11 protein-coding genes are annotated in these 13,442 nt (G+C 36.2%); 7 read left to right on the top strand and 4 right to left on the bottom strand.

From position 1 onward, the window contains the following. Positions 1 to 14 precede the first annotated feature (14 nt). The 3 genes from IV67_RS05185 to IV67_RS05195 are packed head-to-tail and all read left to right on the top strand — an operon-like array spanning position 15 to position 3,244. Positions 15 to 1,214: a phosphopentomutase gene (locus IV67_RS05185; protein WP_057787806.1), complete on the top strand. Its 1,200-nt coding sequence runs from the start codon at positions 15 to 17 to the stop codon at positions 1,212 to 1,214. An 11-nt stretch (positions 1,215 to 1,225) separates the two neighbouring features. Further along, on the top strand, positions 1,226 to 1,933 hold the full coding sequence (gene deoD / locus IV67_RS05190) for a purine-nucleoside phosphorylase (protein WP_057787808.1): 708 nt from the start codon (positions 1,226 to 1,228) through the stop codon (positions 1,931 to 1,933). A 15-nt stretch (positions 1,934 to 1,948) separates the two neighbouring features. Continuing rightward, positions 1,949 to 3,244, top strand: coding sequence for a pyrimidine-nucleoside phosphorylase (locus IV67_RS05195; protein WP_057787810.1), 1,296 nt, complete (start codon positions 1,949 to 1,951; stop codon positions 3,242 to 3,244). 48 nt (positions 3,245 to 3,292) lie between these two features. On the opposite strand, the gene IV67_RS05200 is transcribed toward IV67_RS05195, so the two are convergent. Next, entirely contained in the window at positions 3,293 to 4,162 is an 870-nt protein-coding gene (locus IV67_RS05200) for a LysR family transcriptional regulator (RefSeq protein WP_057787812.1), read from the bottom strand. Between the two features lie 82 nt (positions 4,163 to 4,244). On the opposite strand from IV67_RS05200, the gene IV67_RS05205 reads away from it, so the two are divergent. Continuing rightward, the gene (locus IV67_RS05205; protein WP_083486681.1) at positions 4,245 to 5,903 is read left to right on the top strand and encodes a malolactic enzyme; all 1,659 of its coding nucleotides are present in this window, start codon (positions 4,245 to 4,247) and stop codon (positions 5,901 to 5,903) included. 119 nt (positions 5,904 to 6,022) lie between these two features. On the opposite strand, the gene IV67_RS05210 is transcribed toward IV67_RS05205, so the two are convergent. After that, a complete protein-coding gene (locus IV67_RS05210; RefSeq protein WP_057787816.1) occupies positions 6,023 to 7,426 on the bottom strand; it encodes a DHA2 family efflux MFS transporter permease subunit in 1,404 nt (467 codons plus the stop codon). Positions 7,427 to 7,504: 78 nt separating this feature from the next. Further along, entirely contained in the window at positions 7,505 to 7,948 is a 444-nt protein-coding gene (locus IV67_RS05215; RefSeq protein WP_057787817.1) for a MarR family winged helix-turn-helix transcriptional regulator, read from the bottom strand. Positions 7,949 to 8,163: 215 nt separating this feature from the next. Here IV67_RS05215 and IV67_RS05220 point away from each other — a divergent pair, with 215 nt between their 5' ends. The 3 genes from IV67_RS05220 to IV67_RS09575 all read left to right on the top strand — a co-directional run bounded on the left by IV67_RS05220 (position 8,164) and on the right by IV67_RS09575 (position 11,265). Then, the gene (locus IV67_RS05220) at positions 8,164 to 9,762 is read left to right on the top strand and encodes a hypothetical protein (protein WP_057787819.1); all 1,599 of its coding nucleotides are present in this window, start codon (positions 8,164 to 8,166) and stop codon (positions 9,760 to 9,762) included. A 240-nt stretch (positions 9,763 to 10,002) separates the two neighbouring features. Then, positions 10,003 to 10,398, top strand: coding sequence for a hypothetical protein (locus tag IV67_RS05225; RefSeq protein ID WP_057787822.1), 396 nt, complete (start codon positions 10,003 to 10,005; stop codon positions 10,396 to 10,398). Between the two features lie 42 nt (positions 10,399 to 10,440). Continuing rightward, complete coding sequence (locus tag IV67_RS09575; RefSeq protein WP_057787824.1) at positions 10,441 to 11,265, top strand: CatB-related O-acetyltransferase; 825 nt, start codon at positions 10,441 to 10,443, stop codon at positions 11,263 to 11,265. 392 nt (positions 11,266 to 11,657) lie between these two features. Here IV67_RS09575 and IV67_RS05235 read toward each other — a convergent pair whose 3' ends face one another. Beyond that, on the bottom strand, positions 11,658 to 13,124 hold the full coding sequence (locus tag IV67_RS05235; protein ID WP_057787826.1) for a glycosyltransferase: 1,467 nt from the start codon (positions 13,122 to 13,124) through the stop codon (positions 11,658 to 11,660). Between the last annotated feature and the right edge of the window lie 318 nt (positions 13,125 to 13,442).

The following is a 13,442-nucleotide window of genomic DNA, read 5'->3' on the forward strand; positions in this document are numbered from 1 at the left end:
GAAGAGTGAGAAATATGGCATATAAGCGAATTTTTGGGATTGTTTTAGATTCTGTTGGTATTGGTGCGGCACCGGATGCTGAAAAGTATGGTGATGTTGGATCAGATACGCTTGGACATATTGGCGCAGCCTTTGCAGGTGATTGGTCATTACCCAATTTACAGCGGTTAGGGTTAGGAAATATAAGGACCGACAACCCGATTCCAGGGGTGAGCCCCATTGCAGAACCAATGGGATATTTTGGAAGGATGCAAGAAAATTCGGCAGGTAAAGATAGTATGGATGGCCATTGGGAAATGATGGGTTTGCCTGTTGAAACGGAACTCGCCACATATCCGGAGGGGTTTCCAGATGATTTAATCACTAAACTAGCTGAATTTTCTAAACATCCGATTTTAGTGAATAAGCCCTATTCAGGAACGGATGTTATTCGAGACTATGGCGATGAAGCTGTGGCGCAAAAGGCCTTAATTGTCTATACATCTGGTGATTCTGTCTTACAAATTGCAGCTCACGAGTCAGTCATTCCCGTTGAGGAATTGTATCGTATTTGTGAATATGCTCGAAGCTTAGTGAATGAAGCCCCTAATTTAATCGGACGCGTGATTGCCCGGCCATTTATTGGATTAGATGCTGAAAGTTACACGCGCACATCAAACAGACATGATTTTACGCTTAAGCCAACGGGCGTTACTGACTTAAATCGTTTGACAGATGCGGGTGTTAAAGTAATTGGTATCGGAAAGATTAACGATATTTTTTCAGGAGAAGGTATTACAGAAGGCTACCATACTGAGTCAAATATGGACGGTATGGATCATGTTGATCAAGCTTTGGAACAAGCATTTACTGGTTTTTGTTTTACGAATCTTGTTGATTTTGATGCGATGTATGGACATCGACGTGACCCAATTGGTATGGGAAATGCTTTGATGGCCTTTGATCAACGTTTAGGTCATGTTTTGGATGCATTAAAACCAGATGATTTACTCATCATGACGGCAGATCACGGAAATGACCCTGGATTTAAAGGGACTGATCATACCCGTGAATTAGTGCCACTTTTGGCTTATTCACCATCAATGCAACATGGTGAAACATTGGATTTACGTACGACATTTTCTGATTTTGGGCAAACCATTTTGGAGAATTTCAATGTGCCAGCTGGCCCATTTGGAAAGAGTTTTTTGACAGCAATCAATCAAGAAAATTAAGAGGGACAATCATGACAACACATATTAATGCAAAAATGGGCGATTACGCAGAAACTGTGCTTTTACCGGGTGATCCACTCCGAGCTAAATTTATTGCTGATACATTTTTAGAAGACGTTGTGCAAGTAAATGAAGTGCGTGGCGCGTTAGGCTTCACTGGCACGTATAAAGGAAAGCGTATCTCGGTACAAGGTTCTGGAATGGGAATTCCGTCCATGTCAATTTACATTAACGAGTTAGTCTCAGCCTTTGGTGTGAAGAATATTATCCGTGTGGGCTCATTTGGCGCTATGGCTGACAATATTGCGTTGGGGGATGTTGTTTTGGCATCTGGTGCATCAACTGATTCTGCTGTGATTGCTCAGACTTTTGGACCGGGCATTTACTGGTCAGCATTACCAGACTTTGAATTGCTTGATACAGCCTACCATCAAGCACAAGCAATGAATGTGCCAGTAAAGGTAGGAAATATTTTTGCAGCCGACCGATTCTATAATGACGAAATTGATATGGATAAGTTAAAGGACTACGGCGTATTAGGAACAGAAATGGAAGCAGCCGGATTATACCTACTCGGTTCAAAATTAAAGTTTAGAGCGTTGGATATTTTAACTGCATCAGATCATATTTATCGTGATGAAGCCTTATCAGCGCAAGAACGACAAACTAGTTTCAAAGACATGATGTTGGTTGCATTGGAAACAAGCTTAAAATTCTAGCTGAAGGTGATTAAAATGAAAATGGTTGAGCTTTTAATGAAAAAACGGAATGGGTCTGCCTTAACAACAGCTGAAATCAACTATATTATTGAAGCCTATACAGCGGGACATATTCCTGATTATCAAATGAGTGCTTTTTTAATGGCGGTATTTTTCAATGAAATGAATATTGATGAACGAACTGCTTTAACGAATGCTATGATGCAATCAGGGGACGTTTTAGATTTGTCCGATATTCCTGGGATTAAAGTTGATAAACATTCAACAGGGGGCGTTGGAGATAAGACGAGTTTACCGTTAGCATCCATGGTGGCAGCACTTGATATTAAAGTACCCATGATTTCAGGCCGTGGACTGGGACATACAGGTGGGACCCTAGATAAGTTAGAGTCAATTCCAGGTTTTCGCGTTGATTTATCAGAAGCTGAATTTAAAGACCAAATTCGACATGTGGGGACAGCAATTGTGTCCGCTACTGGCGATATTGCACCAGCAGATCGTAAGATTTATGCATTAAGAGATGTTACGGCAACTGTTGATTCAATTTCTTTGATATCAAGTTCGATTATGTCCAAAAAGTTAGCGACGGGTAATGATGCACTAGTACTTGATGTGAAAACCGGTTCTGGGGCATTTATGAAAACACCAGAGGCATCTAAAGCGTTAGCTGAATCTCTAATCAATATAGGTGAAGCCGCAGGATTACAAATGCGAGCGGTTATTTCAGACATGAACCAGCCGCTTGGTCGTGAAATTGGAAATCGTTTGGAAATTGTCGAAACCATTGAAATGTTAAAGGGACAAGGGCCGGACGATCTGATTGAATTGTGCCTTAGTTTAGGCGCACCAATGGTTGTTATGGCCGGTAAAGCGAGTGATGAAGTGCAAGCACGCCAACAACTATTAGATACACTTAATACTGGAGCAGCTTTAGCAAAATTTGAAGCGATGATTATTGCACAAGGTGGCAATCCGGCGGTGATAGATGATTATGCTTTAATGCCATTAGCAAAATATGATATTGATCTAAAAGCCACCCAAACAGGAAAAATTAGTCAGTTTGATGCTGATGCGCTAGGGATGGCAGCATTGGCCCTAGGTGGTGGTCGTGCAACGAAGGAAGATCAGATTGATTATAGCGTTGGCATTACGATGCATAAGAAACTGGGGGATGCTGTTGTAGCAGGAGAGCCTATTTTAACTTTACATGCGAATAAGGCAGATGTATCTCAAGAATTGGCTGATTTAGCGGCGCATATTGAAATTTCAAAAACAGCAGAAGTGCCACCCTTAATTCATTTTGTTTTATAAACACTAAAAAGCGGATCCGAATTGGATCCGCTTTTTTAGTTTGCTTTGTTAATGCAATGTATTAAGTAGCTGTTCGATTTCATCAGTTAATGGATTAGCTTGAAGTCGACTGATAGCATAGACATTAAAAGTCGGGATATCGGGGTCAGTTAAGTTGATTTGCTTGAGGTCAGCATCATTATCATTCAGTGCCAACGGCGTGATAAAACTCATACCACCATGTTGGCGGACGAGATTTTTTAAGAGCGCTAAATTACTTGTTTGATAACTGACGGTTGGATGTATCTGATACTTCTCACTCAGTTCATTAAAAACAGCATGATGGACAAAACTTTCGTTTAATAAAATAAAGTTTTGTTTGTCTAAGTCTTTGAAAGATAATTCATCAGGCGCTTGTTTATCAGCACTAATTAAAACAAACGGATATGAATTAATCTTTTGAATTTTAACATCTTTTAGTCCCTTTGGTTCGCTGGGAGCACCAATTAATGCCATATCTAATTGACCTAAATTGACTTTATCTAACAGATTAATACTGCCTTCTTCAAGTGTTTGAACGTGTTCAATGAGGTGATGACTCAGTAATAAATAACTGATTTGGTCGGCATAATAAGTCGCAATGATGGGTGGTAGACCAATGGTAATTTTTTGCTCGGTTTGAAGTGTGATTTCTGATTGAGCAAAATTGTATTCAGCTAAAATTTTTTGAGCAGCTAAATATAAAGTTGTTCCAGCAGACGTTAAGGTAACAGTTTTGTGGGACTGATCACGGATAATTAGACTCGCACCAAAGTGTTTTTCTAATCGCTTAATTGCATATGTCACGCTTGGCTGCGTGATTGAAAAATGATTGGCAACGGCAGTAAAAGAATGTTTATCTGCTAAAAGCACAAAGTATTTTAAATCATTAATATTCATGAAAGTCCTCCTGTCATATAAGTATAATTTATTATAACATGGTCGTTTGACTATAAAATTTATGACCAACTACAATCAATGTATGAACACAAGCACTAATAATAATGGAGGCGTGAAAATGCGTGGATATGAAGTATTGAATAACCCATTTATGAATAAAGGTACGGCTTTTACGGAGCAAGAAAGAAACACTTTGGGGCTAACAGGACTACTCCCTAGTCATGTGCAAACAATTGATGAACAAGCTGATCAAGCTTATAAGCAATACCAAGCAAAACAAACCAATTTAGAAAAGCATTTGTACTTATCACAAATTTTCAACGAAAATCGAACATTATTCTTTAATTTACTAGATAAGCATGTGGCAGAATTCATGCCAGTTGTTTATGATCCAACAATTGCCGATTCGATTGAAAATTATTCAGACTTGTTTGTGAATCCACAAAATGCAGCATTCTTGGATATTAATCATCCTGAAAATATTGAAGCAACTTTAGAAAATGCAGCCGATGGTCGTGACATCGAATTGATGGTTGTTACTGATGCAGAGGGAATTTTAGGTATCGGTGATTGGGGTGTGCAAGGTGTCGATATTGCCGTGGGTAAATTAATGGTTTACACAGCTGCTGCAGGAATTGATCCCAGTCGTGTGTTGCCTGTTTCAATTGATGCGGGAACAGATCGTCAAAGTTTATTGGATGATGAAGGCTATCTTGGTAACAGTCAGGCTCGTGACCGTGGTGATGATTATTTCGCCTTCGTTGATAAATTTGTTAAAACAGCACAAAATCTATTTCCACATATGTACCTACATTTTGAGGACTTTGGTCGATCAACGGCAACTAAGATTTTGAACACGTATAAAGCAGATTGGCCAACCTTTAATGATGATATTCAAGGAACCGGAATTGTGGTAACAGCTGCGGTTCTCGGGGCATTAGCCATTACAGGTGAAGACATTAAAGATCAAATCTATTTGACCTATGGTGCAGGCTCTGCTGGAACTGGTATTGCAAATCGTGTGCTGGCTGAATTTATGCAACAAGGACTTACTGAAGAAGAAGCACGTCAGCGTTTCTATATGGTTGATAAGCAAGGTTTGTTATTTGATGACGACGACACATTAACTGACGAACAACGACCTTTTGCACGTTCAAAATCAGAATTTGAAAATGCGAGCGAGTTGACCAATTTAACTGCGGTTGTTAAAGCTGTGAAACCAACTGTCCTTGTTGGAACATCGACAAATCCAGGTTCATTTACACAAGAAATTGTGACCGAAATGGTTGCAAATACGCCTCATCCAAAAATTTTCCCATTGTCAAATCCAACGCGTTTGCATGAAGCCATGCCAGATGACATTCTTAAGTGGTCAGATGGAAAGGCGCTTGTTGCAGCCGGTGTTCCGGTAGACCCAGTTACATACAATGGTGTTAAATATGACATTGGGCAAGCAAATAATATGCTTGTTTATCCAGGACTTGGACTTGGAACAATCGTTTCACAAGCTAAGGTTTTGTCAGACGGTATGATTTCTGCTGCAGCGCATGCATTAGGTGGAATGGTGGATGCTAGTCAACCTGGGGCACCAGTATTGCCTCCCGTATCAAGCTTGCGAGAAATGTCAGAACGTGTTGCGGTGGCGGTGGCTCAAGAAGCCGTTGATGAAGGAATCAATCGTCAAACGTTATCAGACATTCAAGCTGCAGTGAAGCAAGCTGAATGGATACCTGAATATTAATTAATACGCAGTTTAATAAAAATAATTTATATGAAAAAGTCTATTTTCAGTAGGTGTGCTGAAAATAGACTTTTTTGTTATTTGAAAATAATTGTATATATCGTTTCTGCTTATCCGTTTTAAGCTTTTGTTCGATCTGTTAGCATAAATGCTGGCAGAATAATTAAAAATCCTAATCCAGCCGTAACGAAAAATCCAAGGTGATAGGCATCTAATAATTGTGCTTTTTCTACAATCTGATTTGATGCGAGGTAACTTGATACAACAGTTGCGACAACAGCAACACCTAAAGCGTTTCCTAGTTGTTCAAAGAGTTTAGATCCTAAAGAAGATGCCGCTGATTCTTTTTTAGCGATACCGACAAATGTATCGGCTTGAACAGCTGACTTAATGGCAGCGCCACCGATTCCTCTAATAAACAAAATCATTCCAATGCTTAGATAACTTGTTGTTGCAGTAACGTAAGCGAAGGGGATTGTCGTTAGAAATGTCAAAATCGTTCCAACGATGACAACCCATTTAGCTCCAATGTTGTCTATCATTTTACCAATTAAACCACGTGAAACTAACATACCAATGCTTTGCGGAATCAATGCCAATGAAGCAATTAAAATGGAATCATGTCTTACATCTTGTAGGTACAAGGGAAGTAAGAGGATGGGACCAGTTGTCACAAATCCAGCTAACAAATTAATAATCATTGCTCCAGAATAATTGCGGTGAGTAAATAAGCGTAATGGTAAAACGGCATCTGTTTTTTTCAATGCATACAAGATATAGAGTATCGAGAATATGATACCGGAACCAATCCAGCTTAATGTGCTTAAGTTCCAAAACGTTCCTAAATGACTTGTTGTGACAATGCCATACACGATTAGAGTAGATGCTAATAGTAATAGAACGACACCAATGAAATCAAATGTTGCATTTTTATTTTTAGGTGAAACTTGAGGAACATACTTGTAAAGGGCATAGCATGCAATGATCATGATTGGGATATTTACTAGGAACATCCAGCGCCATGAAAATAAATCAATAATTACACCACCAATAATCGGACCAAGCATCGGACCAAGCGTCATTGGTAATCCAATGATTGCCATAGCTTTTCCCATATTGTTGCCGCCAAATAAATCAGCTAGCAATGTAAACATGATTGGCATTAACATACCGGCAGCAAAACCTTGAAAAATTCTAAAGACGATTAAACTATCAACATTCCATGCTAAACCAGCAAATAACGAGGCGATGCCAAAAGTAACTTCTGCCCAAAAATAAACTAGCGTTCCCGAATAATGTTCTACTAACCAACTGGAGAAGGGAATCGCAGCTCCCATTGCTAAAATGTATGCGGTAATCACCCATTGCATTGCATCTAATGGCTTTTGAAAGGCACTTGCTAATTGGTTTATACCCATATTTACCATAGTTGAATCTAGCATTGGCGCCATAATGCCAAGCACTAGAATCCAAGCAATTTTTTTATATTCATTTGGTAAAGTTTCAGATTGTTTATGGTTCATATAAAAACTCCTATTATTTTTTTGTTTCCTTGTCAACAAAATAAATAATAGGAGTTTTTTGTTTCCTTGTCAACTAAATTAATTTAAATCATTTAAATGATCTGTTAATTTTTTCCCAAATGAAATGATTGTTTGGAAATCTTCATCTGTTAAGCTATTAAAAATAGACGCATCTCGTTCGTTAATACTACCTAAGAATTCATGATGTTTTGTATAAATGTCTTTTCCTGTTTGAGTTAGTCTAAGTAATCTCGTTTTTTGATTAACTTCACTTTGATAATCCTCAATAAAAGTCTTTTCAATTAGTTTATTTACTAATTTAGTCACACCGCCACGTGTCATATTAGACTTTGCTGCTAATTCAGTTACATTTGGATCTGTTAAATCACCGATAAGTGCAATCATTTCAATTTCAGAATGTTTTAAATTTCCAAAATAAGATTTACCTTGTACTTGATTGATTAATGAAAATTGATTTAATAATTCTGCATATACTGAGATAAATTGGGATTCTCTAGTCATAAGAAATTTCTCCTTAAAGTAATACGATATAATGTGAGTATACCATGCAAGTAAAGGTGTGAATTCATAATAAAGGCATAGATAGACTATAGGAAGTAGGGGGCTACGACTAAGTTAAAAATAGTAAATTGATATACCTTTAAAACGGGGGTATAATTAACTATTAGTGTAAAAAATTACTGATACGAGCTAGATAAAATGATGGAGTCGGAAAAATGTTGAATTTAAAGAGAATCAAACCACTTGTCATCCCGTTAATGATTTGTTTAATTTTAGTGACGGTTGTTTCAGGTGCTTCCCCAATCTATAAAACCAATCAATGGAATGATACAAATGCAATGCTTACAATGGGAAGAAGTTTATTGCAAGGCACAATTCCAATGAAAGACATTGTAGATCAACGCGGCCCAATAATGTATTTTATCTATGCTTTTGCAGCTTTGATAAAATCAAATAGTTTTTTAGGACTGTATATTATTGAGTTAATCAATGTCTTTATCATTTATGCCCTATCATTCAAACTAGTGAAGGCGGTAAATGTTGAAACGATGTCGCCATACTGGGTGAGCTTAGTTGGTCCAGTGGCACTTTTAACGACGTCTGCTTTTTCACAAGGGGGATCTCCAGAAGAATTTGGGTTTGCATCCGTTTTGTATCTACTAGTCGTTCTGGGAACGGCCAGGGAAAATGTTACGCATATAAGACCAGGAACATATTATTTGCTTGGATTGAATATGAGCCTGCTTTTCTGGTCTAAATATACACTGGCCGGTAGTTATGTTTTCTTCTTTTTAACTGTTGGTATACTATTATTATGGAAATTAGATTTTAAGCAATTATTTAAAGTTATTATTTTTTCACTTTTAGGCTTTTTAACAATCACAGCCCTTGTTTTGTCATTTTATATAGCAGTGCATGGATTAAACGGATTAATTGACTATTACTTTGTTCAAAATTTAACTGGCTATACAACACCAGTTTATAATGGATTAGTACAGCAAAATAATATTATTAGCAAAAGTATGTTTATTGCGATCCAAATAGCAAGAATGTTGTGGTCACACTGGATAATCCTATTAATTATTTTAACTAGTTGGTTTATTTCAATTAAGAATAGTCGTCCAATAATTATCGAAATGGTAACGTTTATCGGAAGTTTGGTATTTATCACAATCGGTGCTGCAATTATGCATTATTATGCGTTAATCATAATGTCTTATTTTGCCGTAGCACTAATATTCTTGATTAAATACTTGCCATATGTTGTAGATAAGAACACAACACAACAAAGTATGTTTACATTTAAGTTTCTGACAGCTTTTTGTATTTTACTTATGCCATTTATCAATAATAGTAATATTTTAAATTATGTGGTTAGAGGGACAACAACATCTATCAATGGTGAAAACCAATGGAAAGCGCAACGTAAATTTGCGAAAAGAATGCATAAGGGATACGATAAGCCAACCCTGTTACAGGTGAACTCTTTAGATGGTGGATTTTACTTGGCGGCTGATATTATACCAACTACTAAATATTTCCACAGATTAAATATGAATTATGATCAATTCCCGAAGATGTACGATGACCTTCAAGAAAGCTTAGCTACAAAAAAGACCGATTTCGTTGTAGTCAGAGTCAAAAATAATAATTTGGATGAATCAGACAGTAATGCTATGCTTAAGCGAAAAGCTTTGAGACAGGTTGACGAACATTTACGTCCTGATTTATCTCAAAATTACAAAGTTGTTGATAAAGAACAAGACACATTCAACAAGCCAATGTATTATGTATTATTTGAAAAAGTAGATTAACCTGGAACAAGGTAGGAAAAGGCTAATGTCAATCATTAGTCTTTTTTATTTTAAAAGCATTGGAAAATCATTTTTATTTATTGTGTTCATATAATGAAAAAACACGGATTTTTTGAATGAACTTAATAATACTTTTAAGTACTCTGTATGTTGAAGGGTTGAGTTCTTGATTATTAACTCTCACGGTTGTATACTAACAGGAGTATTGTTAAAGTATTAAAGATCTAAGGAGATTCTAAAATGTCAAAGGACGTAGTTAAAAATACAGTAATTGGTTTATTAGTTGTTGCTTTATTGGGGGCAGTGTACGGAGTGTATCATGAACGCCAAGAAAAATTGAGCATTAATACTGGGACGACAACGCAATTGCCACATGGTAAGTACAAAGTTCACAGTTCTTCAAAAGTAAAAAATGCGACAGTTGAAAATAATAAGCTTAAGCTTGATAAAACTGAATACTATATGGTCCCTGCAACAAATGGAAAGAATGCCAAAAATCAAAATGTTTTAACAACTCAGAATGTTAAAAATGGAAACACATTCTTGTATTCATTGAAAAAGAATGGGAATAAGATTGAGTTCCGAGCAATAACTAATGGTGAAACAGGAAAGATTGCTTTTACACTTGAAAAGTAAACTGACAAGTTATTTGTAGTCTTGCAAAGGAAGGATTAGTCGATGACTAGCATAATTAATGGTGTCACTTTTTTTACGGATGGTTTAACAACTTCAATGTCTCATCAGCGTGCAAATTTTAAGTTTACCGAGGAAAATGAGCGCATCTTGAAGGAACATCATATCTATACGGCACCACGAAATAAAACAAACATTCAACGTTTTAAACGAAATGGTGTGTTCCAAATGGGGGTCAACAGCATTGTCGAGCCATATTCAATGGTTCTCCAAGGAAATTGGTTCATGTCAATTGGCGCATTTACCTCAACAAATAGTTCATTACCAGTGAATTCAGTAGTTGGTCGCTATTCTTCAATTGCGCATAACGTGACTAGAATGTTTGGAAATCACCCGGTTGATCGTTTTACAACTTCAATGTTAACTTATGATAGTCAAGTGACAGCATTTAATGATTACTTGGCGGAAAATGATGTTTCATTTGATTTGGTAGAAAATCCGAACAAAAATAGCAGTCCAATTGTAATTGGAAATGACGTTTGGGTTGGACAAGATGTTCGTTTTGTGTCGACTGGTGTAACAGTTGGAGATGGCGCTATTATTGCTGCTGGATCTCTTGTTACTAAAGATGTTCCACCATATGCTGTGGTTGGCGGTGTTCCAGCGAAAGTTATTAAATATCGATTCCCAGAAAAAGATATTGAAAAGTTAATGGAACTTAAGTGGTGGCAATATGGTTTTGCTGATTTTGATACGATTCGATTTGATGATCCAATTGACGTGTTTATTGAGAAAATCGAAGAAAAGGTTGCTAACAACGAATTAGAACCATATAAACCAAAAGTACTAACATATAAAGATTTGGTTTAACTTTATTTAATTAAAAATCCCATTCCAATCGATAAATTGGAATGGGATTTTTTGATTTCATATGTAAATAGATAAGTAGACATTAAAGACCGGATTTGTGCTAATAGAAAAGTGAAAACACCGATATGACAGAGGTTTTTGTCAGGATATCTAAAATGCCTCTAAAAGAGGGGATACAAAAAAATGGGGAGAAAGATCTGTAGAAGAAGGAGTCGTATGTACCAATTTTTTGAATATGATTGATACAGCAATCAATGAATTGAGGTCACTAATGGAAACAGAACAAGCAATGTGACACGTGACAATTGTTGAACTTTGCATTTATGTTTGTAATTAATAAGCGATAGAGGCTAAAAAAGGACGCTACGTATTTTCCGTAACGTCCTTTTTTATTAGTTTAAAATGTTATGCCACTTACTCATAATATTGTCAGGGTTATACATAGCAGTAATATCTTTTCGTGCTTGCAGTCCCATCTTTTCAAGTTGGTCAGGAGTATTTAGAGCCTTTACAATTTGAATAGCCATAGCGTTAATATCACCATCATCAATTAAGTAACTGTTTTGTTGATCATTGATAAAGTCGGAAGGACCATATTGGATGTCAAAAGCGACAACTGGAACCTTTTGTTCCATTGCTTCAATCATACTCAATCCTTGACCCTCGTAATGACTTGCTGAAATAACTAAGTCAAAATCTTGTAGCGTCTTAATCGGATTAGAAGTATATCCTTTAAGAGTAACTGAATTTTCAAGATGCAGTTTTTTAATTTTTGCTGCAGTTGGATCCAAGTAGTTACCGCTACCATATAGATGGAATTGGATTGTAGGGTCTAAGTCACTCACAATCTTTGCAACATCAAGCATCCGATCGAAACCTTTTTCCTTGCTAAATCTTGAGATAGTTCCAACAACTTTTGATCCGTAAGTGTGATCTGGTTCACTGTTTAATGTGATGAAATTTGGAATGGTGTAGATATTTTGGATATTAAAATCTCTTTGGATATCTTGTTTCTGACCCTCAGTTAGCGTAATAACACCATCGATTTTGTCGGCATTATCCAAAATGAATTTTAAGTCTGGTTTGAATGTTTTAGTATCAGCCCAGTTCTCGAAATGACGAGCATGTAGCACTGCAAATAATTTAACGTTTTTATTTTCTAAACCAAGAATCTTTCGGAAACTTCCTGGTCCATCACAGATGATACTTGTTTCGTCGTCGACGATGTCATTTAAAAAGTATTGAGACAGTTCGATATTATTTGCAAAATGCTTATTACGAGATAATACGAAGCAACTACCAATAGTTCCTGTTTTAGCATTACATTGGCGAGAAAGATATGGATGTCCTTCAGCATTAAAGAAAACTTCGTAATGTTTCTTATTGTTTTCGTTGAAATATTCAATATGACTAACTAAGCCATTGATGAAATGAATTCGTTTTGATCGCTTCGCATTATTCATTTCATCAATTATCTTAATATGATTACCTTCAAAACGAACATAACATGCATAATTTCCAGTATCTTTGTCAAAGAAACGAGCCGTATTATCTTTAGGGATTTTAATGTAAGTTTCTAATGTTTGAAGATATGAATCTTCTGTTTGATTATCATTGATTGTCCCAGTAAGTGAATCTTGATCAAAATATTGGAACATATTAATCATATTTGTGCGCTCATCCATTTTGTTTTTTTTCAGAGTCGCGATAATTTCTGGATAGTCAGGATTGTAATCGAGGGTAACTAGGTCACCTTGTATATTATGGTTGTAGAAATAGTGACTACGTACCAGCATGGCAGATGTCATGCCACCTTTTCCCAAAGCAATTCCATGAACTAACATATACACTTTTTTCATATCTCTAAAATTATCCCCTTTATTACGTCTCTAATATGTGTTTTCAGACGTTATAGTATTATTTAACGGCGTCTGAAATTTATTCTTTTACAAGAAATACACAGTAATAACTATAAAATTAACTTATGTACACATAAATGATTGACATAAGTTGTTCTAATGATTTATTTATATAAAAACCACTAGTTTATATACTCTTAATCTATTATATACTTTTAATCATTCTAATCAATAGAAAGCTGTTATATGAATAGGTTTTTAAAATAATTTATATTGATAAAAATTTTTTCTAGTTTGACCATTATTGTACGTATAAAT

This window comes from Weissella minor (genome assembly GCF_001437425.1).
Lineage (GTDB): Bacteria > Bacillota > Bacilli > Lactobacillales > Lactobacillaceae > Weissella > Weissella minor.